This is a genomic window from Streptomyces sp. NPDC018031, assembly GCF_044327625.1.
In the GTDB taxonomy this organism is placed as follows: Bacteria; Actinomycetota; Actinomycetes; order Streptomycetales; family Streptomycetaceae; genus Streptomyces.
This window is the reverse complement of sequence record NZ_JBIRFT010000023.1, coordinates 39,386-63,251: the sequence shown is the minus strand read 5'-3', so window position 1 is coordinate 63,251 and position 23,866 is coordinate 39,386. Positions and strand designations below refer to the sequence as shown.

At 73.1% G+C, this 23,866-nt stretch carries 16 protein-coding genes; 14 read left to right on the top strand and 2 right to left on the bottom strand.

Annotation, left to right across the window (positions count from 1 at the left end):
* Positions 1-2 precede the first annotated feature (2 nt).
* The 11 genes from trpM to ACH4B3_RS31265 all read left to right on the top strand — a co-directional run bounded on the left by trpM (position 3) and on the right by ACH4B3_RS31265 (position 18,159).
* Positions 3-170 carry a tryptophan biosynthesis modulator TrpM gene (trpM, locus tag ACH4B3_RS31315; RefSeq protein WP_398468629.1) on the top strand — a complete coding sequence of 56 codons (168 nt, stop codon included), beginning with the start codon at positions 3-5 and terminating at the stop codon, positions 168-170.
* A gap of 270 nt (positions 171-440) precedes the next feature.
* Positions 441-1,736, top strand: a complete 1,296-nt coding sequence (trpB, locus tag ACH4B3_RS31310) for a tryptophan synthase subunit beta (protein ID WP_398468627.1) — start codon at positions 441-443, stop codon at positions 1,734-1,736.
* Positions 1,733-2,548 carry a tryptophan synthase subunit alpha gene (gene trpA, locus ACH4B3_RS31305; RefSeq protein ID WP_398468625.1) on the top strand — a complete coding sequence of 272 codons (816 nt, stop codon included), beginning with the start codon at positions 1,733-1,735 and terminating at the stop codon, positions 2,546-2,548. The genes trpB and trpA overlap by 4 nt, the downstream gene beginning before the upstream one ends.
* Positions 2,549-2,706: 158 nt before the next feature.
* Entirely contained in the window at positions 2,707-3,495 is a 789-nt protein-coding gene (locus ACH4B3_RS31300; protein WP_398468623.1) for a DsbA family protein, read from the top strand.
* Positions 3,496-3,582: 87 nt separating this feature from the next.
* Positions 3,583-4,800 (top strand): prolipoprotein diacylglyceryl transferase, encoded by a 1,218-nt coding sequence (gene lgt, locus ACH4B3_RS31295; protein WP_398468622.1) that lies wholly within the window; start codon positions 3,583-3,585, stop codon positions 4,798-4,800.
* 435 nt (positions 4,801-5,235) lie between these two features.
* Positions 5,236-5,967, top strand: a complete 732-nt coding sequence (locus ACH4B3_RS31290) for a VIT1/CCC1 transporter family protein (protein ID WP_398468620.1) — start codon at positions 5,236-5,238, stop codon at positions 5,965-5,967.
* A 462-nt stretch (positions 5,968-6,429) separates the two neighbouring features.
* Positions 6,430-11,010, top strand: coding sequence for a glutamate synthase large subunit (gltB, locus tag ACH4B3_RS31285; protein WP_398468689.1), 4,581 nt, complete (start codon positions 6,430-6,432; stop codon positions 11,008-11,010).
* On the top strand, positions 11,003-12,463 hold the full coding sequence (locus tag ACH4B3_RS31280; RefSeq protein ID WP_398468618.1) for a glutamate synthase subunit beta: 1,461 nt from the start codon (positions 11,003-11,005) through the stop codon (positions 12,461-12,463). The genes gltB and ACH4B3_RS31280 overlap by 8 nt, the downstream gene beginning before the upstream one ends.
* 437 nt (positions 12,464-12,900) lie before the next feature.
* Positions 12,901-13,713 (top strand): S1 family peptidase, encoded by an 813-nt coding sequence (locus tag ACH4B3_RS31275; RefSeq protein WP_398468616.1) that lies wholly within the window; start codon positions 12,901-12,903, stop codon positions 13,711-13,713.
* Positions 13,714-14,040: 327 nt separating this feature from the next.
* The gene (locus tag ACH4B3_RS31270) at positions 14,041-14,844 is read left to right on the top strand and encodes a S1 family peptidase (RefSeq protein ID WP_398468614.1); all 804 of its coding nucleotides are present in this window, start codon (positions 14,041-14,043) and stop codon (positions 14,842-14,844) included.
* 252 nt (positions 14,845-15,096) lie between these two features.
* The gene (locus ACH4B3_RS31265; protein ID WP_398468687.1) at positions 15,097-18,159 is read left to right on the top strand and encodes an endo-alpha-N-acetylgalactosaminidase family protein; all 3,063 of its coding nucleotides are present in this window, start codon (positions 15,097-15,099) and stop codon (positions 18,157-18,159) included.
* An 87-nt stretch (positions 18,160-18,246) separates the two neighbouring features.
* Here ACH4B3_RS31265 and ACH4B3_RS31260 read toward each other — a convergent pair whose 3' ends face one another.
* On the bottom strand, positions 18,247-19,143 hold the full coding sequence (locus tag ACH4B3_RS31260; RefSeq protein WP_398468612.1) for an alpha/beta hydrolase: 897 nt from the start codon (positions 19,141-19,143) through the stop codon (positions 18,247-18,249).
* Positions 19,144-19,447: 304 nt separating this feature from the next.
* Positions 19,448-21,241, bottom strand: a complete 1,794-nt coding sequence (locus tag ACH4B3_RS31255) for a beta-galactosidase (RefSeq protein WP_398468610.1) — start codon at positions 21,239-21,241, stop codon at positions 19,448-19,450.
* A gap of 154 nt (positions 21,242-21,395) precedes the next feature.
* Here ACH4B3_RS31255 and ACH4B3_RS31250 point away from each other — a divergent pair, with 154 nt between their 5' ends.
* The 3 genes from ACH4B3_RS31250 to ACH4B3_RS31240 all read left to right on the top strand — a co-directional run bounded on the left by ACH4B3_RS31250 (position 21,396) and on the right by ACH4B3_RS31240 (position 23,484).
* Positions 21,396-22,376 (top strand): AraC family transcriptional regulator, encoded by a 981-nt coding sequence (locus ACH4B3_RS31250; protein ID WP_398468609.1) that lies wholly within the window; start codon positions 21,396-21,398, stop codon positions 22,374-22,376.
* A gap of 9 nt (positions 22,377-22,385) precedes the next feature.
* Complete coding sequence (locus ACH4B3_RS31245) at positions 22,386-22,727, top strand: chorismate mutase (RefSeq protein ID WP_398468607.1); 342 nt, start codon at positions 22,386-22,388, stop codon at positions 22,725-22,727.
* A gap of 76 nt (positions 22,728-22,803) precedes the next feature.
* Positions 22,804-23,484 (top strand): HNH endonuclease, encoded by a 681-nt coding sequence (locus ACH4B3_RS31240; RefSeq protein ID WP_398468605.1) that lies wholly within the window; start codon positions 22,804-22,806, stop codon positions 23,482-23,484.
* Positions 23,485-23,866: the final 382 nt, after the last annotated feature.

Sequence of the window (23,866 nt, the reverse complement as noted above, 5' to 3'; positions counted from 1 at the left end):
CCGTGCGGGGATACGCGCGTCTGGCCCGGGGGTGCCGCCCCCGGGGCTGCCGCGCGCCCGCCCGCCGGGTGCGCGGCCGCCGGGTGCGCTACCACATCGGCTGCGAGCCGGGACAGATCAACGGCATGCGATGGCGTGCGGTGGCCGACCACCGCACGACCGCTCACTGACCCGCCCCCCACCCGCACCGCCCGCCCGTCCCGCGGCCCTCGTCCGCGCCGGGGCGGGCCGTGCCGGCAGCCGCCGCGCGGCGCACCCCCTGGGTGCCGCCCGCGCCGCGGGACACGGGCCGGGAGTGGGCGCGCGCGGTGCTCGCGGCGCACGGCGCGGCACGGATCCACCATGGGCCGTGGCGCGGCCGGAGCCGCATAGCGTGATGCCCATCATTCGTGTCATCTGTGATGTGTCGGGGTGTCGACCCCGACGGAGGAGTACGTCGGATGTCCTCTGACTTCTTCGTCCCGGACCCGGAGGGTTCGGTCCCCAGCGCCGAGGGGTATTTCGGCGCGTTCGGCGGCAAGTTCATCCCCGAGGCGCTGGTCGCCGCGGTCGACGAGGTCGCCGTCGAGTACCGGAAGGCCAAGGCGGACCCCGCGTTCGCCGCCGAACTGGAAGACCTGCTGGTCCACTACACGGGCCGGCCCAGCGCGCTGACCGAGGTGCCGCGCTTCGCGAGGCACGCCGGCGGCGCCCGCGTCTTCCTCAAGCGCGAGGACCTCAACCACACCGGCTCGCACAAGATCAACAACGTGCTGGGGCAGGCCCTGCTCACCAAGCGGATGGGCAAGACCCGGGTGATCGCGGAGACCGGGGCCGGCCAGCACGGCGTCGCCACCGCCACCGCCTGCGCCCTCTTCGGCCTGGACTGCACCATCTACATGGGCGAGATCGACACCGAGCGGCAGGCGCTCAACGTCGCCCGGATGCGGATGCTCGGCGCCGAGGTGGTCGCCGTGAAATCCGGCAGCCGCACCCTGAAGGACGCCATCAACGAGGCGTTCCGCGACTGGGTGGCCAACGTCGACCGCACCCACTACCTCTTCGGCACCGTGGCCGGCCCCCACCCGTTCCCGGCCATGGTGCGCGACTTCCACCGGGTCATCGGCGTCGAGGCCCGGCGCCAGATCCTGGAGCGCGCCGGGCGGCTGCCGGACGCCGCGATCGCCTGCGTGGGCGGCGGCTCGAACGCCATCGGCCTCTTCCACGCCTTCATCCCCGACCCCTCGGTGCGCCTGATCGGCTGCGAACCGGCCGGGCACGGCATCGACACCGGTGAGCACGCGGCGACCCTGACCGCGGGCGAACCGGGCATCCTGCACGGCTCCCGCTCCTACGTCCTGCAGGACGAGGAGGGGCAGATCACCGAGCCGTACTCGATCTCGGCCGGCCTGGACTACCCGGGCATCGGACCCGAGCACGCCTACCTCAAGGACAGCGGCCGGGGGGAGTACCGGGCGGTCACCGACGACGCCGCCATGCAGGCGCTGCGCCTGCTGTCCCGCACCGAGGGCATCATCCCGGCGATCGAGAGCGCGCACGCGCTCGCCGGGGCCCTGGAGGTCGGGCGGGAGCTGGGCGAGGACGGGCTGATCATCGTCAACCTGTCCGGGCGCGGGGACAAGGACATGGACACCGCCGCCCGTTACTTCGGGCTGTACGACACGGACGCGGCGGTCGAGCCCGACGCGTCCGCCGGCCACGGCGAGATCGCCGAGATCCAGGGGGACGCCAGGTGAGCGGGAACATCCAGTTGCTGAGCGACACCCTCGCCGCGGCCAAGGCCGAGGGCCGGTCCGCCCTGATCGCCTACCTGCCGGCCGGATTCCCGACCGTGGACGGCGGCATCGAGGCGGTGAAGGCGGTCTTCGACGGCGGCGCGGACATCGTGGAGGTCGGGCTGCCGCACAGCGACCCGGTGCTCGACGGTCCGGTCATCCAGACCGCGGACGACATCGCGCTGCGCGGCGGGGTGAAGATCGCGGACGTCATGCGCACCGTCCGGGAGGCGCACGCGGCCACCGGCAAGCCGGTGCTGGTGATGACCTACTGGAACCCCATCGACCGCTACGGCGTCGAACGGTTCACCGCCGAACTCGCCGAAGCGGGCGGCGCCGGCTGCATCCTGCCCGACCTGCCGGTGCAGGAGTCGGCGCAGTGGCGGGAGCACGCCGGGAAGCACGGCCTGGCGACGGTCTTCGTGGTCGCGCCCAGCAGCCGCGACGAGCGGCTCGCCACCATCACGGCGGCCGGCAGCGGCTTCGTGTACGCCGCCTCCCTGATGGGTGTCACCGGCACCCGGGAGTCCGTCGGCCACCAGGCGCGGGACCTGGTGGACCGCACCAGGGCCACCACCGGGCTGCCGGTCTGCGTGGGGCTGGGGGTCTCCGACGCGGTGCAGGCCGCGGAGGTCGCCGGCTTCGCCGACGGCGTGATCGTGGGCTCGGCGTTCGTGAAGCGGATGCTGGACGCACCGGACCTGGCCGGCGGCCTGGCCGCCGTCCGCGCCCTCGCCGGTGAACTCGCCGAGGGTGTGCGCGGGCGGGTCTGACCCGGCCCGCGCGTGCGGCGCCGGCCGCCCCGCGGCCGGCGACCGGGCCACCACCGGGTGACCCGGTGGCCCAACGGGGCCGGATCCGGTGACTCCGATCGGGCGAAAGCGAGGCGGGGGAGTGCCGAGCGCGCACCCCCGCCTCGTTGTATCCGGACGTGAGCGACAGAAGCGACAGAAGCGACAGCAATCCGGGCGGGGACGACGCCCGGGCGCGGCTGCGGGCCCAGCAGGACCGCGACCGGGCCCGCGAGAAGCGCAGGCGGGTCCTGATCGTGGCGGTCCTCGCCGTGGCCGTGCTCGGCGCCGCCGCGCTCATCGGGGTGCTGGTGTCCGGGGACGACGACGGCGAGCCGGCCGGCCCGGTCACCGCGCCGAAGGGCGCCACCGGCAAGGACGACCTGGTGATCCGCGCCGGCCCGGCGGACGCCCCGGCGACCCTCACCGTGTACGAGGACTTCCGGTGCCCGGCCTGCAAGCAGTTCGAGGACACCTTCCGCGGCACGATCCACGACCTCCAGGACGCGGGGCGGCTGAGGACCGACTACCGGCTGGTCACGATCATCGACGGCAATCTGGGCGGCAGCGGCTCCCTGGACGCGGCGAACGCCGCCGCCTGCGCCCAGGACGCCGGCCGGTTCACGCCGTACCACGACGTGCTCTACACCAACCAGCCACCGGAGTCCGACGACGCCTTCGCCGACGAGGACACCCTGATCGGCCTGGCCGGCCAGGTCGACGGCCTGGACACCGAGACCTTCCGGTCCTGCGTGCGCCGGGGCCTCCACGAAAGCTGGGTGCGGAAGTCCGTCGACGACTTCTCCGGGTCCGGCTTCGACTCCACCCCGACGGTGCTGCTGGACGGCGAGGAGGTCTACGGCGACCCGGACGAACCGCTCACCCCCCGGCGCCTCCGGCAGCTGGTCGACCAGGCGGCCCGGGACTGATGGGAGCGGAACCGGTGCCCGTTACGCAGCCGTTGCACCGGGTGGGTTGCCCAGCTTCCCGTCCGGCAGGGTAGCGTCGACCTTGCCATGGACCTCGCATACATTCCCAGCCCCTCGACCGGCGTGATCGAACTCGGTCCGATCCCGCTGCGCGGCTATGCCTTCTGCATCATCATCGGCGTCTTCGTCGCGGTCTGGCTCGGCGGACGGCGCTGGGTCGCCCGCGGCGGCCGGGTGGGCACGGTCGCCGACATCGCCGTCTGGGCCGTGCCCTTCGGCCTGATCGGCGGACGGCTCTACCACGTCGTCACCGACTACGAGCTGTACTTCTCCGAGGGCCGCGACTGGGTCGACGCCTTCAAGATCTGGCAGGGCGGCCTCGGCATCTGGGGGGCCATCGCGCTCGGCGCGCTGGGCGCCTGGATCGGCTGCCGCCGCCGGGGCATCCCGCTGCCCGCCTACGCGGACGCCATCGCCCCCGGCATCGCCTTCGCGCAGGCGATCGGCCGCTGGGGCAACTGGTTCAACCAGGAGCTCTACGGCAAGGCCACCGACGTCCCGTGGGCCCTGAAGATCGACGCGGACACCGAGGCGGGCCGGGTGGCCGGCACCTACCACCCGACGTTCCTGTACGAGTCGCTGTGGTGCGTCGGCGTGGCCCTGCTGGTGATCTGGGCGGACCGCCGCTTCAAGCTGGGGCACGGCCGGGCCTTCGCGCTCTACGTGGCGGCGTACACCGTGGGCCGCTTCTGGGTGGAGTACCTGCGGGTCGACGACGCCCACCATGTGCTGGGCCTGCGGCTCAACAACTGGACCTCCATCGTGGTCTTCCTCGCCGCGGTCGCCTACCTGGTGATCTCCGCCAAGAGGGCCCCGGGCCGGGAGGCCGTGGTGGAACCGGCCGCCGTCGCGGCGGGCGCCGGGGGGACCGCGGACGCCGGCACCGGCGGCGAGGGCACGGAGCCCGGCCCGGCCGGGACCGGCGCCGGCGCGACGCAGGACGCGGGCGGCGGTGCGGCGCGGGGCGCCGGTGACGGCGGTGGTGACGCCGCCGCGGGCACCGCGGCCGACAAGACGCTCCCCGACAAGACGCTCGTCGACGAAACGCTCGTCGACGCGGCTCCCGCCGCCGAGGAGGCTGCCGACGGCGACCGGACCGCGCACGGCTCGACCGTCCAGGAGCCCGACACCGCCACCGACGCCGCCTCGGACAGCGAGGCCGCCACGGACGCCGACGCCGGCTCCGGCTCCGGCCGTGGTGGCGGGGCGGTACCCACCGACGCGGGGTCCGGCACCAAGCCCTGACCCCCGGTACGCACAGCGGACGCAAGGCGGCACCCGAGGCCGCCGGGCCCGACCGGCCCGGCGGCCTCTCGCATGCGTGCGGGGTGCTCATGGCCGGCCGCCGCCCCGGTCACCCGCCGGGGGCCGTCCCGACCCTTCCGCCGCCCCTCCCCGCCCCGGTGCCGGACCGTTTCCCCGGTACCTCCCGCTGCCCGCTCCGTGGCGGTTCCGCGGCGGACAGGTAAGGCACACCTGCGATAAGTGTGCCTTACCTATCTCTCTGGCGCGGGGCCGCGTCACGCCGTGCCAATTTCGCCGAGCTCCTGACGTTTGCGCAGGTCAGAGAGGTAAGTTCGGCCTTCCTTGCTGGCGGCGGCAGCGGATTCGCGCGTACCTTCGAAGTGCTGGGATCACGGCGACCACCGCCTGCCCATGGGGAAGGGAGCACCATCCGCCATGTCCGTCATCGAGTCCTCGGCACCCCTGCACGTGGCACACCGCGACAACCACACGCACCGCGACGTGAACGGGGGCTGGCTCCGCCCCGCGGTGTTCGGCGCGATGGACGGACTGGTCTCCAACCTCGCCCTGATGACCGGCGTGGCAGGCGGTTCGGTGGACCGCCAGACCATCATCATCACCGGGCTGGCCGGGCTCGCCGCGGGCGCCTTCTCGATGGCCGCGGGGGAGTACACCTCGGTCGCCTCGCAGCGCGAGCTGGTCCAGGCCGAGCTCGAGGTGGAGCGGCGTGAGCTGCGCAAGCACCCCAAGGACGAGCTGCTGGAGCTGGCCGCGCTCTACGAGTCCCGCGGGGTGGAGCCGGCACTCGCCCGCGAGGTGGCCGAGCAACTGTCCAGGGACCCCGAGCAGGCGCTGGAGATCCACGCCCGCGAGGAGCTGGGGATCGATCCGGACGACCTCCCGTCGCCCACCGTCGCGGCGGTCTCCTCGTTCGGCTCCTTCGCGCTGGGCGCGCTGCTGCCGGTGCTGCCGTATCTGCTGGGCGCCGCCGCACTGTGGCCCGCGGTGCTGCTGGCGCTGCTGGGGCTCTTCGCCTGCGGTGCGGTCGTCGCCCGGGTGACCGCCCGCTCCTGGTGGTACAGCGGGCTGCGCCAGCTGGCCCTGGGTGGCGCCGCGGCGGGTGTGACCTACGCGCTGGGTACCCTGTTCGGGACGACCGTGGGCTGACACGCCGGAGGCGCGGTCGTAAGCTGACCCCTCGCGCGGTGTCCGCGCCCGGCCGGCGGCGAGCACGATCCTCGCCCGGCCCCGCCTTCCGGGGCGCCCCGAACCAGCGGGCCCTCGCGGAAGAATCCGGAAACCCGTGTTACCCGGCGGTTTCGACTCGTTTACCAGCGGGCACAATGCCGAGGCGCACAGGGCAGTGTCGCCCGATTCGTTCCCGTGAGTCCCGTCCGGGAAGCGCCCTCGACGACCTCGGCCATGGACCGGTCCGGGTGGCGCCTCCGACGACGGCTCATCCGTTTCGCCCCTTCGGACCATGGTCGCCGTCAACGGTCTGTCCGCATACTGAAACGGAACATCCGCTTCCCGAGAAGCGGCCCATCATGTAACCTGCACGAAAATTCGCAGAGGGCCAACGTCGTCCCTCGGCACTTGCCAAATGCCATGACGACGACGGGAGAGCCGATGCGTGCCGTGTCCACAGCGTCTTACCCCGCCCGACAGGGTTTGTACGACCCGCGCAACGAGCATGACGCCTGTGGCGTGGGCTTTGTGGCGACACTCACCGGTGAGGCGAGCCACGCGCTCGTCGAACAGGCGCTGACCGTCCTGCGAAACCTGGAACACCGCGGCGCCACCGGCTCGGAGCCCGACTCCGGCGACGGCGCCGGCATCCTGGTCCAGGTCCCGGACGCCTTCCTCCGCGAGACCACCGACTTCGCACTGCCCGAGGCCGGCGCGTACGCGGTGGGCATCGCGTTCCTCCCCGACGACGAGGAGGGCCGCCGGGCCGCCACCACCCGCATCGAGGAGATCGCCGCCGAGGAGGAGCTGCACGTCCTCGGCTGGCGCGAGGTCCCGGTCACCCCCGACCTGCTCGGCAACGGCGCCCGCGCCACCATGCCCGCCTTCGCCCAGCTCTTCGTGTCCGCGGGCACCTCCCCGGAGACCGCGGCGGGCGAGATCACCGGACTGGCCCTGGACCGCCGGGCGTTCGTGCTGCGCAAGCGCGCCGAGCGCGAGGCCGGGGTCTACTTCCCCTCGCTGTCCGCGCGGACCATCGTCTACAAGGGCATGCTCACCACCGGGCAGCTGGAGCCCTTCTTCCCCGACCTGTCCGACCGCCGCTTCGCCACCGCCGTCGCACTGGTCCACTCGCGCTTCTCCACCAACACCTTCCCGAGCTGGCCGCTCGCCCACCCGTACCGCTTCGTCGCCCACAACGGCGAGATCAACACGGTCAAGGGCAACCGCAACTGGATGCGCGCCCGGGAGTCGCAGCTCGCCAGCGACCTGTTCGGCAGCGACCGGCTGGAGCGGCTGTTCCCGGTGTGCACCCCGGACGCGTCCGACTCCGCCTCCTTCGACGAGGTGCTGGAGCTGCTCCACCTCGGCGGCCGCTCACTTCCGCACAGCGTGCTGATGATGGTCCCCGAGGCGTGGGAGAACCACACCTCCATGGACCCGGCCCTGCGCGCCTTCTACCAGTACCACTCCACGATGATGGAGCCCTGGGACGGCCCCGCCTGCGTCACCTTCACCGACGGCACCCAGGTCGGCGCGGTGCTGGACCGCAACGGGCTGCGCCCGGGCCGCTACTGGGTCACCGACGACGGCCTGGTGGTGCTCTCCTCCGAGGTCGGCGTCCTGGACATCGACCCGGCCCGGGTGGTCCGCAAGGGCCGCCTCCAGCCCGGCAAGATGTTCCTGGTCGACACCGCCGAGCGCCGCATCATCGAGGACGACGAGATCAAGGCGACGCTCGCCGCCGAACAGCCCTACGCCGAGTGGCTGGAGACCGGCCTGATCGAGCTGGCCGACCTCCCCGAGCGCGAGCACATCGTGCACACCCACGCCTCGGTCACCCGCCGCCAGCAGACCTTCGGCTACACCGAGGAGGAGCTGCGCGTCATCCTGGCGCCGATGGCCAGGACCGGCGCCGAGCCGATCGGCTCCATGGGCACCGACTCGCCGATCGCCGCCCTCTCCGAGCGCCCCCGCCTGCTCTTCGACTACTTCACCCAGCTGTTCGCGCAGGTCACCAACCCGCCGCTGGACGCCATCCGGGAAGAGCTGGTCACCTCCCTGATCTCCGCGCTGGGCCCGCAGGGCAACCTGCTCGACCCGACCCCCGCGTCCTGCCGCAGCGTCACCCTGCCGTTCCCGGTCATCGACAACGACGAGCTCGCCAAGCTCATCCACATCAACGCCGACGGCGACATGCCCGGGCTGAAGGCCGCCACCCTCTCCGGCCTGTACCGGGTCGGCGGCGGCGGTGACGCGCTGGCCGCGCGGCTGACCGAGATCTGCGCCGAGGCCGACGCCGCCATCGCCGACGGCGCCCGGCTCATCGTGCTCTCCGACCGGCACTCCGACGCCGAGCACGCGCCCGTCCCGTCGCTGCTGCTGACCTCCGCGGTCCACCACCACCTCATCCGCACCAAGCAGCGCACCCACGTCGGGCTGCTGATCGAGGCGGGCGACGTCCGCGAGGTGCACCACGTCGCGCTGCTCATCGGCTACGGCGCCGCCGCGGTCAACCCGTACCTGGCCATGGAGTCCGTCGAGGACCTGGTCCGCGCCGGCACCTTCCTGCCCGGCATCGAGCCGGAGCGGGCGATCCGCAACCTCATCCACGCGCTCGGCAAGGGCGTGCTGAAGGTGATGTCCAAGATGGGCATCTCCACCGTGGCCTCCTACCGCGGTGCCCAGGTCTTCGAGGCCATCGGCCTGGACGAGTCCTTCGTGGACAGCTACTTCCACGGCACCGCCACCAAGATCGGCGGCGCCGGCCTGGACGTCGTCGCCCGCGAGGTCGCCGAGCGGCACGCCAAGGCGTACCCGGCCTCCGGCGTCCCCTCGGCGCACCGCGCCCTGGAGATCGGCGGCGAATACCAGTGGCGCCGCGAGGGCGAACCGCACCTGTTCGACCCCGAGACCGTCTTCCGGCTCCAGCACGCCACCCGCAACCGCCGCTACGACATCTTCAAGCAGTACACCGAGCGGGTGAACGAGCAGTCCGAGCGGCTGATGACGCTGCGCGGCCTGTTCGGCTTCAAGAACGACCGCGCCCCGGTCCCGCTGGACGAGGTCGAGCCGGTCTCCGAGATCGTCAAGCGCTTCTCCACCGGCGCCATGAGCTACGGCTCCATCTCGCAGGAAGCCCACGAGACGCTGGCCATCGCGATGAACCGGCTGGGCGCCAAGTCCAACACCGGCGAGGGCGGCGAGGACCCCGAGCGGCTGCACGACCCCGCCCGCCGGTCCTCGATCAAGCAGGTCGCCTCCGGCCGCTTCGGCGTGACCAGCGAATACCTGGTCAACGCCGACGACATCCAGATCAAGATGGCGCAGGGCGCCAAGCCCGGCGAGGGCGGCCAGCTGCCCGGCCACAAGGTCTACCCGTGGGTCGCCAGGACCCGGCACTCCACCCCGGGCGTCGGCCTGATCTCCCCGCCGCCGCACCACGACATCTACTCCATCGAGGACCTCGCCCAGCTCATCCACGACCTGAAGAACGCCAACCCCGAGGCGCGGATCCACGTCAAGCTGGTCTCCGAGGTCGGCGTCGGGACCGTCGCCGCCGGTGTGTCCAAGGCGCACGCCGACGTGGTGCTGATCTCCGGCCACGACGGCGGCACCGGCGCCTCCCCGCTCACCTCGCTCAAGCACGCGGGCGGCCCCTGGGAGCTGGGCCTGGCCGAGACCCAGCAGACCCTGCTGCTCAACGGTCTGCGCGACCGCATCGTGGTGCAGACCGACGGCCAGCTGAAGACCGGCCGCGACGTGCTGATCGCCGCGCTGCTCGGCGCCGAGGAGTTCGGCTTCGCCACCGCGCCGCTGGTCGTCTCCGGCTGCGTGATGATGCGGGTGTGCCACCTGGACACCTGCCCGGTGGGCATCGCCACCCAGAACCCGGTGCTGCGCGACCGGTTCAGCGGCAAGGCCGAATTCGTGGTGAACTTCTTCGAGTTCATCGCCGAGGAGGTCCGGGAGCTCCTCGCCGAGCTGGGCTTCCGCAGCATCGAGGAGGCCGTCGGCCACGCCGAGCTGCTCGACACCCAGCGGGCCGTGCAGCACTGGAAGGCCCAGGGGCTGGACCTCACCCCGCTGCTGTACGTCCCGGAGCTGCCGGTCGGCGCGGTCCGCCACCAGACCGTCCCGCAGGACCACGGGCTGGCCAAGGCGCTCGACAACGAACTGATCGAACTGGCGGCGGACGCCCTGGCGGCCGACACCGCCGAAGCCGCCCAGCCGGTCCGCGCCCAGGTGGCGATCCGCAACATCAACCGCACCGTCGGCACCATGCTGGGCCACCAGGTGACCCGGAAGTTCGGCGGCGCCGGGCTGCCCGACGACACCATCGACATCACCTTCACCGGCTCGGCCGGCCAGTCCTTCGGCGCGTTCGTGCCGCGCGGCATCACCCTGCGCCTGGAGGGCGACGCCAACGACTACGTCGGCAAGGGGCTGTCCGGCGGCCGGGTCGTGGTCCGCCCGGACCGCGCGGCGTCCCACCTCGCCGAGTACTCCACCATCGCCGGCAACACCCTGGCGTACGGCGCGACCGGCGGCGAGATGTTCCTGCGCGGCCGGGTCGGCGAGCGGTTCTGCGTCCGCAACTCCGGCGCCACCGTGGTCTCCGAGGGCGTGGGCGACCACGGCTGCGAGTACATGACCGGCGGCCGGGCGGTCGTCCTCGGCGAGACCGGGCGGAACTTCGCGGCCGGCATGTCGGGCGGCATCGCCTACGTCGTCGACCTCGACCCCGCCTGCGTCAACGCCGGCAACGCCGAGGCCGTCGAGCCGCTGGACGACGCCGACAGGCGGTGGCTGCACGAGGTCGTGCGCCGCCACCACGAGGAGACCGGCTCCACCGTCGCCGAGGCCCTGCTCGCCGACTGGGACGCCGCCCAGGCGCGGTTCAGCAAGATCATCCCCGCTACGTACAAGGCCGTACTCGCCGCCAAGGAAGCCGCCGAGCGCGCCGGACTGTCCGAGTCCGAGACCACCGAGAAGATGATGGAGGCGGCGATCAATGGCTGACCCCAAGGGCTTCCTGAGCACTGACCGCGAGGTCGCCGAGACCCGTCCGGTGAGCGAGCGCGTCAAGGACTGGAACGAGGTCTACGTTCCCGGCTCCCTGCTGCCGATCATCAGCAAGCAGGCCGGCCGCTGCATGGACTGCGGCATCCCGTTCTGCCACAACGGCTGTCCGCTGGGGAACCTCATCCCCGAGTGGAACGACTACGCCTACCGGGAGGACTGGTCGGCGGCGTCGGAGCGGCTGCACGCGACGAACAACTTCCCGGAGTTCACCGGGCGGCTGTGCCCGGCCCCCTGCGAGTCGGCGTGCGTGCTCGGCATCAACCAGCCGGCCGTCACCATCAAGAACGTCGAGGTCTCGATCATCGACAAGGCCTGGGACAACGGTGACGTCGTCCCGCAGGCCCCCGAGCGCCTCTCCGGCAAGACGGTCGCCGTGATCGGCTCCGGCCCGGCCGGCCTGGCCGCGGCCCAGCAGCTCACCCGGGCCGGGCACACCGTGGTCGTGTACGAGCGCGCCGACCGCATCGGCGGTCTGCTCCGCTACGGCATCCCCGAGTTCAAGATGGAGAAGGTGCACATCAACCGGCGCATCGAGCAGATGCGCGCGGAGGGCACCAAGTTCCGCACCGGCATCGAGGTCGGCCGCGACATCACCGCCACCGACCTGCGCAAGCGGTTCGACGCGGTGGTCGTCGCGGCGGGCGCCACCGTCTCCCGCGACCTGCCGGTCCCCGGCCGCGAGCTGGGGGGCATCCACTTCGCGATGGAGTACCTGCCGCTCGCCAACAAGGTCCAGGAGGGCGACTTCCTGGCCCCGCCGATCACCGCCGAGGGCAAGCACGTCGTCGTCATCGGCGGCGGTGACACCGGCGCCGACTGCGTGGGCACCGCCCACCGCCAGGGCGCGGCCTCCGTCACCCAGCTGGAGATCATGCCCCGGCCGGGGGCCGAGCGCGCCGCGCACCAGCCGTGGCCGACCTTCCCGATGCTGTACAAGGTCACCTCGGCCCACGAGGAGGGCGGCGAGCGGGTCTACTCCGTCTCCACCACCCACTTCGAGGGCGACGAGGACGGCAACGTCCGGTTCCTGCACCTGGTCGAGGTGGAGTTCGTCGACGGCAAGCTGAGCCAGAAGCCGGGCACCGAGCGGAAGATCCCGGCCCAGCTGGTCACCCTGGCCATGGGCTTCACCGGCACCGACCAGGAGAACGGCCTGGTGGAGCAGTTCGGACTGGCCCTGGACGAGCGCGGCAACATCGCCCGGGACGCGGACTTCGCCACCAACGTCGACGGGATCTTCGTCGCCGGTGACGCCGGCCGCGGTCAGTCCCTGATCGTCTGGGCCATCGCCGAGGGCCGCTCGGCAGCCCGCGGTGTGGATCGCTACCTGGCCGGCAGCAGCGCGCTGCCCGCCCCGGTGCGTCCCACCGACCGGTCCCTGACGGTCTGACGGCCCCGCTACAGGTCCGACGACTGCACAAGCCCCGCCGCACGACGTGGTGCGGACCGGCTGCGCGGCGTCCCCCCTTCCCGACCAGGGGCGGACGCCGCGCGGCGTTTCCGGGTGCGGCCCGCGGGCGGGGTCGTCGAGCGGCGTTTCCCCGTGTGGCGGCGGGTGGGGTCGTCGAGCGGTCCGGCCGGATCCGCCCGCCGCGGACCCGCGGCCGGGGTTCGCCGCGACGCGGGCCCGGCGGTGGTGCCGGTGGCGGCGCTGCCGCCGCCCGGGGGCGCCGCGCGGGCCGCGCCGTACCGGCGGCTGTCCGCAGTACGAACAGAACTGGCCGGAAACCGGTCCTTGTCACCCCTTCCTCGCATACACATAATCACATGGATGGTTGGCATGTTCGTGCCAATCTTGATGCACCTCCCCCACGAGAGGACATCCCCTTGCGAACCATCTGGAAGAGCGTGAAGAGATCGGCGGCCGTTCTCGCGGTCGCGCTCGCCGGGTTCAGCCTCCTGCCGGGCACCGCTCTCGCCCAGCCCGACGACGCCCGCGGGGCCCGCGACGCCAAGATCAACCCGCCCGTCGTCGGGGGCACCCGGGCCGCTCAGGGCGAATTCCCGTTCATGGTCCGCCTGTCCATGGGCTGTGGTGGCGCCCTGTACTCCAAGACCCTGGTGCTGACCGCCGCCCACTGTGTGAACGGCACCGGCGCCAACACCTCGATCACCGTCACCGCGGGCGTGGTCGACCTGCAGAGCACCAGCGCCATCAAGGTCAAGTCCACCTACGTCTACCAGGCGCCGGGCTACAACGGCACCGGCAAGGACTGGGCGCTGATCAAGCTGGCGCAGCCGATCAACCTGCCCACCCTGAAGATCGCCGAGACCACCGCGTACAACAACGGCACCTTCACCGTCGCCGGCTGGGGGGCGGCCCGGGAGGGCGGCGCCCAGCAGCGCTACCTCCTCAAGGCCAACGTGCCGTTCGTCGACGACGCGACCTGCAAGTCCGCCTACGGCGAGCTGGTGCCGAACGAGGAGATCTGCGCCGGGTACCAGCAGGGCGGCGTGGACACCTGCCAGGGTGACTCCGGCGGCCCGATGTTCCGCAAGGACAGCGCCGGCCAGTGGATCCAGGTCGGCATCGTGAGCTGGGGCTACGGCTGCGCCCGGCCCGGGTACCCCGGTGTCTACACCGAGGTGAGCACCTTCGCCGGTGCCATCAAGTCGGCGGCTGCCCAGCTCGGCGGCTGAGGCCCCCGGCGCCTGTCACGACCTCTGTGCGGACGCCGCCCCCGGCCGGGTCTTCCTCCCGGCCGGGGGCGGCGGCATGTGCGTCGCCGCCGGGCCCGTCCGGACTCCGGACGGTGCTGGCCGGAACGCGACCCTTGCCATGGCGTTCCATCAATCCAGATAATCACACAGCGCTTTGCGGGCTCATCCCCCACTGGGTCCGGACACCTTCGCGGTGTGTTGCCGTGCGCCGAACCAGCCCCTGACCGGGCTCTCGGCCGCGGATTCCGGATTTCCGGTTGGCATGATCCTGTCATGCGCGACCAACCCCCCACGAAAGGAAATCCGTTGCAGAACATCCTGAAGCAGGTGAAGCGGACCGCTGCCGTCGGCGCCGTCGCCCTCGCCGGACTCAGCCTGCTCCCCGCCACCGCCCTCGCCTCGCCCGCCGACACCACCGCCAAGCCCCCGGTCGTCGGCGGAACCCCCGCCGAGCAGGGCGAATTCCCCTTCATGGTCCGCCTGTCGATGGGCTGCGGAGGCGCGCTCTACACCCAGGACATCGTGCTGACCGCCGCCCACTGCGTCGACGGCAGCGGCCCCAACACCGACATCACCGTCACCGGCGGCGTCGTCGACCTGGAGGACTCCGCGGCCCAGACCGCCACCTCCACCGAGGTGCTGCAGGCCCCCGGCTACAACGGCACCGGCAAGGACTGGGCCCTGATCAAGCTCGACAAGGCCCTCGACCTGCCCACCCTGCCCCTCGCCGAGACCGACGCCTACGACAACGGCGACTTCACCATCGCCGGCTGGGGCGCCGACAAGGAGGGCGGCGACCAGCAGCGCTACCTCCTCAAGGCCAACGTGCCGTTCATCGACGACGCCACCTGCAAGAACGCCGGCGGCAGCTACGCCAACCTGGTCGACGCCGAAGAACTCTGCGCCGGCCTCGACGCGGGCGGCGTGGACACCTGCCAGGGCGACTCCGGCGGCCCGATGTTCCGCAAGGACGACTCCGACAAGTGGGTCCAGGTCGGCATCGTCAGCTGGGGCGAAGGCTGCGCCCGGCCCGGCAAGCCCGGCGTGTACACCCAGGTGAGCCACTTCGCCGCCGACATCAAGGCGGCCGCCGGTCAGCTGGGCGGCTGACGGCACACCACCGGACACACTGCCCCGGACCGGACTTCCTCCCGGCCCGGGGCAGTGCCCTGCCGCACCCCCCGCACACCCCGCCCGTTAGTCCAACACCGCCACGCCTTTGTCCATGGGCCCGCACCCCGCCGCCACCCCAGGGTGGAGCACTGTTCACACCAGCGAGGCGGAGGAGGCCGGCGCGTGACCCGGACAGAGGACAGAGGACCCAGCCGCAGGGCGGTCGTGGTCACCACCACACTGGCCGGAATGGCCACCGCCGTCGGCGGCGGCACGGCCCACGCCCGGGCGGCGGAGCCGGTGCTGCGCTCCGAACGGCTCGAAGTCCGCGTCGACCCGGACTTCCCCGGCGTCATCTCCTACACCGACCGCGGCACCGGCGCGGTGCTGCACGGACAACGGCAACCGGTCCGCTCGGTACTCATCGACGAGACCGGACACACCCCCCGCACCACCGCCACCCCCGGCACTGACCGCATCACCTACACCCTCACCTTCGACGACGGCACCGACCCCGGCCGGGGGAGCGGGCCGCACACCGAGATCGACGTCGAGATCCGGGTACACGGCTGGCAGGTCCACTGGCGCGTCACCCGCATCCACGACACCGAAACGCTCCGCGTGGGCACCCTGCGCATCCCGGGCCTGGCCCTGCTCAGCCTCCGCGACGACCAGCCCGGCGCCACCCTGTACGCCGCCCGCATCCAGCTCGACAAGGCCGGCAGCGGCGACACCCTGACCACCGTCGGCCCCGGCACCCCCACCGACCCCGCACCGCTGGGCTGCGCCTACGCCGTCGTCAGCACCGACCGGCTGGCCGCCGCCATCGAGACCAACACCGTCTGGGACAAGCCCTCCACCGCCGCGGGCACCACCTGGGAGAACGGACGGCTGTGGCGGCAGACCGTCCGGGAGGACGGGCACATCACCACCCGGCTCGGCTGCGGCCAGTGGACCCACCGGGCCGCGGGCTCCCCGGTCGGCGACACCGAGCCGCTGCCGTACGCCACCGTCATCCTCACCCGCGACCGCAACGGCGACGGCCGAGTGGACTGGCAGGACGCCGCCATCGCGATGCGGGACATCATGACCGACCCGCTCGGCGCCGACGAACAGCACCTGCGCGTCGTACCGCACATCCCCTTCAACTTCGCCAGCCAGGCCACCAACCCGTTCCTCGCCACCCTCGACAACGTCAAACGGATCTCCCTGGCCACCGACGGACTGCGCCAGTACACGCTGCTCAAGGGCTACCAGTCGGAAGGGCACGACTCCGCCCACCCCGACTACGCCGGAAACCACAACAAACGCGCCGGCGGCCTCGCCGACCTCAACACCCTGCTGCGCGCCGGCGCCCGCTGGAACAGCGACTTCGGCGTGCACGTCAACGCCACCGAGTCCTACCCGGTCGCCAACGCCTTCTCCGAAGAACTCGTGGACATCCACGACGAGCAGTGGGACTGGCTCGACCAGTCCTACCGCATCGACGCCCGCCGCGACCTGGTCTCCGGCGACATCATCCGCCGCTTCCAGGACCTGCGGGACGAGACCCACCCGGCCCTCAACACCCTCTACATCGACGTCTTCCGCGAATCCGGCTGGAACTCCGACCGGCTCCAGCGCGCGCTCCGCGACCAGGGCTGGCACATCACCACCGAATGGGGCCACGGCCTGGAACGCTCCGCGCTGTGGTCGCACTGGGCCACCGAGACCGACTACGGCCCCGACACCTCCCGCGGCATCAACTCCCGCCTCATCCGCTTCATCCGCAACCACCAGAAGGACGTCTTCGCCGACAAGTGGCCCACCCTGCTCGGCATCCCGCGCACCGGCAACTTCGAAGGCTGGGTCGGCAAGACCGACTGGAACGTCTTCCACCGGCTCATCTGGACCGACAGCCTCCCCGCCAAATACCTCCAGGCGTACCCCATCCGCACCTGGGACGAGCACGAGATCACCTTCGAAGGCCCCACCCGGACCTCGGTCAGCGACACCGGCGGGATCCGCCGCATCACCACCGACGGACGCCTCGTCTACGACGGCGGCCGCTACCTGCTGCCCTGGGAACCCCGCCACGCCACCGACCCCGCCAAGCTCTACCACTACAACCCGGCCGGCGGCACCACCACCTGGCGGCTGCCCCGCGGCTGGGTCGGCCACACCCGGGTCGTGCTGCACCGGCTCACCGACCAGGGCCGCACCGACGCCCGCAGCCTGCCCGTCCGCAACGGCCGGATCACGATCAGCGCCGAACCCGGCACCCCCTACGTCGTGGTCCGCACCCCCTCCCGGACGCCGTCCGAGAAGACCCCCCACCCCTCCGCGGCCGCGCCCGGCTGGGGCGAAGGCACCCCGCTGTACGACCCCGGCTTCAACTCCGGCAACCTCGACGGCTGGCACACCACCGGGCCGGTCTCGGTCCGCCGCAGCGACCTCGGCGACCACGAGCTCGTCGTCGCCGCCGGCGCCGCCGCCACGGTCGCCCAGCGGCTCGCCCGCCTCGCCCCCGGCGACTACGCCGCCTCCGTCCAGGTCGAGGTCGGCGCCACCGCCGGCGAACGACGCCGGGCCGGCCTGCGCGTCACCACCGCCGACGGAGTCACCGCGGAGAACTGGACCGACACCTCCACCGCCGTCAACCACGTGGCCGCCGACGCCAAACACGGCACCCGCTTCCAACGCATGTTCACCCACTTCACCGTCCCCGAGGGCGGCGGGCCGGTCACCCTCACCCTCACCGCCGCCGCCGGAGCGGCCAGGATCCGCTTCGACCGGGTCCGGGTGGTGCCCGCCACCCGCACCGCCCGGCCCGGCACCCTGGTCTTCGAGGACTTCGAGAACGTGCCGCAGGGCTGGGGCCCGTTCGTGAAGGGGGACGCCGGCGGCGCCACCGACCCCCGAACCCACATCGCCCAACGGCACGCCCCGTACACCCAGGCCGGCTGGAACGGCAAGGCCGTCGACGACGTACTGGAAGGCTCCGAGTCGCTCAAGTCACGCGGCGAGAACACCGGAGTGGTCTACCGCACCGTGCCGCACACCGTCCGCTTCCGGCCCGGACACGCCTACCGGGTCACCCTGCGGTACGCCAACGAACACGCCGGGCAGTACGCGTGGATCACCGCCGTGGACGACCCCGGCCCCCGCGAACTGCACCGCACCCCGCTGCCCGCCACCAGCGGACCGGCCACCCACAGCCACACCTTCACCGCGCCGGCCGCCGGCGAGGCATGGGTGGGACTCCGGAAGACCGGAGACCATGGAACCGCGGAGTTCACCATGGACTCTTTCACCGTGGAGGAGCTGGACTGACCGGCCCTCCCCGGTGACCGCCTCCGCCCCCTTCCGCTCATACCCCCCACAGGGGGCGGAGGCGGTCCCGCTCCCGGCCCGGCCGCCTCACCCGGCGACGGCCCGGCGCAGCGCCGCGGCGAGCTCCGCGATCTGCCGCTGCGACACCTCGGCGGACAGGATCGCCTGCGAACCGTGGAAGGTACCCGCCCACTGGTGCAGTTCCACCGAGACACCCGCCGCCAGCAGCCGCAGCGCGTAACCGATGCCCTCGTCCCGGTTGGGGCAGAACTCCGCGGTGGTGACATAGGCCGGCGGCAGACCGGCCAGATCGGTGGCGCGGGCCGGGGCGGCGTACGGCGTGGCGGGCGCGGAACCCAGAAAGTGCCGCCACGCCGCGGCGATCTTGTCGCGGTTCACCCACGGCGTGTCGGTGAAGTGCCGCGCCGACCACGTCTCCTGCCGGTCGTCGAGCCCCGGCTGGTTGAGCAACTGGAAGCGGACCGGCGGGCCGTCGTGGTCCCGGGCCCGCAACGCCACCGCCGCGGCCAGCGCCCCGCCCGCGCTGTGACCGCCGACCGCGATCCGCTCGGGATCCAACCCCAGCTCCGCCGCGTGCCCGGCCGCCCAGACCAGCACGGCGTAGGCGTCGTCCAGGGCGGCCGGGTACGGGTGCTCGGGCGCCAGCCGGTAGCCCACCGAGATCACCACCGCCCCCGAGCCGGCCGCCAGCCGGGCGGCCCACGGGTGCTCGGAGTCCAGATCACCGAAGACGCCACCACCGCCGTGCAGCCAGACGACGGCCCCCCGCGCCCGGTGCGGACGGTAGATCCGCACCGGTACGTCCGGATCGGCGGGCACCTTGCGGTCCACGACCGCCATGCCCGAGGTGTCCGGCGCCGGCACCGAGGCGGCACGCTCGGCGAAGCTCCTGCGCGCGGACACCGGATCGTCCATGTCCAGGTCCGGGAGGAACGGGAGGAAGGCTTCGAGTTCGGGATCCATGGCGATCATCCTCGCCGCCCCCGGCCCGAACGGCACCCGCCGGCCGTCGCGCGTACCGCCCCGAATCCGCACCGAACGCGCGCCGCCGTCGGCCTGTCCTTCCCGCAGGGAGGCACTCGCCGTACGGCAGCCGGGACCCGTCTCACACCTCGGCGGCGCGATCCGCGTCGTCGTGTCCCACGACGCGCCGCTCGCCGGCGGGTGGACCTTCCGGCACCTCCCGGCACCTCCCGGCACTGACCCGGGCCCGGGCCTCCGCGGGACTGGCCGAATGCGGCCGGGCACCGGCCCGGAACCCGCCCGTTCAGCCGGTCCGCCCGTTCAGCCGGAGCAGCGGCTCGCCCGCACCCTCCAGTTCCAGCAGCAGCAGCTCGTTCGTACCCTCCCGCAGCACCGGGCCGGGCACATACAGCGTCCGCTGCGGCCCCACCGACCAGTAGCGGCCCAAACAGAACCCGTTGACCCACGCGAAGCCCCGCGTCCAGCCCGGCAGCCGCAGCGCCGCGTCCCCCGCGCCCGCCACCTCGAACCGCCCCCGGTACAGCCCCTCACCCGCCTCGCCCGGCTCCACCTCGCCCAGCCCCCGGAACGGCAGCCGGGCCACCGCGTCCGCGTCCCCGACCGCCGCCAGCCGCAGCGCCCGGGCCCGTACCCCGTGCAGATACTGCCGCTCGTGCAGCACCCCGCCGGTGATGCCCTTCGGCTCCGCCAGCCGCGGCCCGTAGTTCACCCGCCCCAACGACTCCACCCACAACTCCACCGCCGCCGGCCCCGGCACCCCCTCCAGCACCGGCTCCGACTCCTCCAGCACCCCCCACCGCCGCCCGTCCACCCGCACCACCGCCCGGTCCCGCAACCCGCTCACCCGCAGCGGATAACGGCCGCGCGGTCCCGGCACGTCCACCCGGTACCGCACCACCCCCCGGTCCACGTCCAGCTCCTCGAAGGTCGGCGGCACCGGCCCCACCACCTCCTCGTCCCCCAGCGTCCCGAGCACGTCCGACAGCGGCACCCACTGCGACAGGCCGGCGTCCACCGGAGCGGCGAGCACCGCCGGCGGCTCCGGCACCGCCGGCAGCGGCCCGTCCGCGAACGGCGCCAGAACCTCGCGGAAGAGCCGGAACAGCTCCGTCGGCCGGCCCCACTCGTCCACCGGCGCCCCGTAGTCGTAGGAGGTCACCGTCGGCCGCAGCGCGCCGGTGTGATCCGCCCCGGACCGGTTCGCCCCCGCCCACCCGCCGAAGTTCGTCCCCCCGTGCGCCATGTACACATTCACCGACGCCCCGCAGTCCAGGATCTCCCGCAACTCCCGCGCCACCTCCCGCGGAGCCCGCTCCGAACGCCCGGCACCCCAGTGGTCGAACCAGCCGCACCAGAACTCCATGCACATCAGCGGACCGGTCGGCCGGTGCCGGCGGAGCACCGCGAACGCCTCCCGCGCCCCGGACCCGAAATTCACCATGGCCGGCACCCCGGGCAGCGAACCACCGCTGAGCATGTGGTCCTCCGGCCCGTCCGAGGTGAACAGCGGCACCGTCACCCCCAGCCGCCGCAACAGCCCACTCAACCGCCGCAGATAGCCCGTGTCCGAACCGTACGAGCCGTACTCGTTCTCCACCTGCACCATGATCACCGGGCCGCCGCCGGGCTCCCCATGACCGGCCGGGGCGGAGATCTGCCGCGGCACCACCTCCGCCATCAGCCGCTCGAACCAGCCCTCCACCGCCGCCAGGTACTCCGGATCCGAGGTGCGCACCCGCCGCCCCAGCAACCCGGTCAGCCAGTGCGGCAGCCCACCGTTCTCCCACTCGGCACAGATGTACGGGCCCGGCCGCACGATCGCCCACAGCCCCGCCGCCCGCGCCGCGTCCAGGAACCTGCCCAGCGCACCGACGTCCTCGAACCGGCCCGGCCGCGGCTCGTGCAGATTCCACGGCACATAGGTCTCCACACAGTTCAGCCCCATCGCCCGCAGCATCGCCAGCCGGTGCCCCCAGTGCCCCTCCGGCACCCGGAAGTAGTGCATCGCACCCGACAACAGCCGCACCGGCCGACCGTCCAGCTCGAAATGATCGTTCCCCACGACGAACTCCGGCACCGCCCGGACCTGCCTCTCACCCGCGTCCCGCTGTCGCACCCACCCTCGCCCCTGGCGGACGGACGGTCCATGGACAAAGATCGTCGATGGATTGGACGCAGCGGCGGCCCCCGACCGGACGGCCGCCGGCACCACCGGCACGCACGGAGCGCGGATGTATCACACCTGGATGCGGTACTTCACCCCCAGCCCCGCCCACCACCGCCTCGGCCTGGTCTGCCTCGGGGTCGGACTCCAGCACGGCACCCTGCCCGCCGTCGGCCCACGCACCCTCGACCACCACGTGGCCGTCGTCATCAGCGCCGGCGGCGGCTGGTTCAGCGGACCGGACGGCCGCCGCCGCACCGTCACCGCGCCCGCCCTGCTCTGGCTCACCCCCGGCACCACCCACCACTACGCCCCCGACCCGGCCTGGGACGAGGCGTTCGTCGACTTCACCGGCCCCGCCACCGCCACCTACACCGAACTCGGCTACATCGACCCCGACCACCCGGTCGTCCCGCTCACCGACACCGCCACCGCACGCACCGCCATCAGCCGGATCGCCCGCGCCGCCCGCCACGGCAACCCGTTCCTGGAAGTCGAGACCGCCGCCGCGGTCCACGAACTCCTCGTCGCCCTGCGCCGCGCCCGCGCCGACACCGGCGGCGACGGCCACCCCGTCCTCCAGGCCCTCGCCCGCGACGCCTTCCTGCCGCTGTCCGTCGCCGAACACGCCGCCCGGCACGGCATGACACCCGCCGAACTGCGCACCGCGGTACGCCGCGGAGCCGGCTGCAGCCCCAAGGACTACCTCCTGGGCATCCGGCTCGGACGCGCCAAGGAACTCCTCGCCGGCACCGACCTCCCGGTCGCCGCCGTCGCCCGCCGCGTCGGCTACGACGACCCCGCCTACTTCAGCCGGCTCTTCGCCCGCCGCGTCGGCACCGCCCCCGTCCGGTTCCGCGCCCAGCAGGGCAGAGCCGTCCCCGGCGGCTTCACCGACCGCGTCCCCGACCCCGACCACCCGCCCACCATCAGCCCCCGCCCCCCGGCGGACACCCCCGGCCCGGGCAGCCGGCCCCGGCCCGGCCCGCCCCCCTCGGCCGCGCCCACCATGCAGACCGGGGCACCGGCCGGCGGCCAGGTCACTTAGGGTCGCACCATGACGAACAGCGAAACCGACGCCTCCGTGCGGGACGAACTCGAACGGCTGCGCTCCAGCATCGACAACATCGACGCCGCCGTCGTCCACATGCTCGCCGAACGCTTCAAATGCACCCAGCAGGTCGGGCTCCTCAAGGCCGCCCACAAACTCCCGCCCGCCGACCCCGCCCGCGAGGCCCGCCAGATCGCCCGCCTCCGGCAACTGGCGGAGAGCGCCCGGCTCGACCCCGGCTTCGCCGAGAAACTGCTCAACTTCATCATCGCCGAGGTGATCCGCCACCACGAGACGATCGCGGACAACTCCGGGGGCGGCACCACCCCCACCCACCCGACCGAGTGAACCCGGCCCCGGCCCCGGCGCGCCCCGGCACCACAGCCGCCACCACTGTGTCACCCCCCGACCGCAGGAGGACGGCATGGCCGGCAAGCGCATCCGAACGACCCTCGCCTGCTGCGCCGCGGCAGCCGCGGCGCGGGCCGGGCCGGCCCCGCAGGCCACCGCGGCACCCGGCGACACCGTGACCACCACCGTGGCCCGGGCCCTCACCCTGCTGCCCGTCGCCGCCGAGGACCGCACCGGCTACCACCGCGGCCTGTTCGAGCACTGGACCGACGAGGACCAGGACGGCTGCGACACCCGCGACGACGTGCTGCTGGCCGAAGCCGTCACCCCGCCCACGGCCGACGCCGGCTGCCGGGCTCTCGTCGGCGGCGCCTGGCCCTCCTACTACGACAAGCAGGACCACACCGGCTCCGGCGGCCTCGGCGTCGACCACACCGTCCCGCTCGCCGAGGCGTGGGACTCCGGAGCCTCCCGCTGGTCCGCGGAAGAACGCCGCGCCTTCGCCAACGACCGGGACGACCCGCGCGTCCGGAACGCCGTCTCCGCCGCCGAAGTCCGCCGCAAGGGCGACCGCGACCCCGCTCGGTGGGAACCCTCCGACGACAGCGCCGACTGCCGCTACATCGCCGAATGGGTCGTGGTCAAAGCCCGCTACCGGCTCTCGGCCGACCACGCCGAACTGGCCGTCCTGGACAACATGGCGGCCGAATGCCCCGACGAGGAAATGGAGATCACCTACACCATCGCCCGCTGACCCGCCCCGAACCGACCCGGCGACGTCCCCCGCACCCGGCCGGACACGGCCCCCGCCCGGGCACCGGGCAGCCACCCGCCACCGGACCCCCGCCCCGCCACCGGACCCCCGCCCCGCCACCGGATCCCCGCCCCGCCACCGGATCCCCGCCCCGCCACCGGGCCGCCGTCCCACACCCCGGCAGCCGCCCCGGGCCCCCGCCGCCGGCAGGCACCCGGCCCTCCGACCACCGGACAGGCACCCCACACCGGTCCCGGCCCCCGCCCGGCCATCGGGCAGCCACCCGTCAGCGGATCCCCGCCCCGCCACCAAGCCGCCGGCCGAATCCCGTGAGCCCGCCCCGGGGCAGCCGTCCCACACCCCGGCAGCCGCCCCGGGCCCC

Coding starts and splice junctions, on each gene's coding strand:
- ACH4B3_RS31250 (WP_398468609.1), top strand. CDS start 21,396: ATGTATCACACCTGGATGCGGTACTTCACCCCCAGCCCCGCCCACCAC.
- ACH4B3_RS31260 (WP_398468612.1), bottom strand. CDS start 19,143: ATGGATCCCGAACTCGAAGCCTTCCTCCCGTTCCTCCCGGACCTGGAC.
- lgt (WP_398468622.1), top strand. CDS start 3,583: ATGGACCTCGCATACATTCCCAGCCCCTCGACCGGCGTGATCGAACTC.
- ACH4B3_RS31280 (WP_398468618.1), top strand. CDS start 11,003: ATGGCTGACCCCAAGGGCTTCCTGAGCACTGACCGCGAGGTCGCCGAG.
- ACH4B3_RS31290 (WP_398468620.1), top strand. CDS start 5,236: ATGTCCGTCATCGAGTCCTCGGCACCCCTGCACGTGGCACACCGCGAC.
- ACH4B3_RS31245 (WP_398468607.1), top strand. CDS start 22,386: ATGACGAACAGCGAAACCGACGCCTCCGTGCGGGACGAACTCGAACGG.
- ACH4B3_RS31265 (WP_398468687.1), top strand. CDS start 15,097: ATGGCCACCGCCGTCGGCGGCGGCACGGCCCACGCCCGGGCGGCGGAG.
- gltB (WP_398468689.1), top strand. CDS start 6,430: ATGCGTGCCGTGTCCACAGCGTCTTACCCCGCCCGACAGGGTTTGTAC.
- ACH4B3_RS31240 (WP_398468605.1), top strand. CDS start 22,804: ATGGCCGGCAAGCGCATCCGAACGACCCTCGCCTGCTGCGCCGCGGCA.
- trpB (WP_398468627.1), top strand. CDS start 441: ATGTCCTCTGACTTCTTCGTCCCGGACCCGGAGGGTTCGGTCCCCAGC.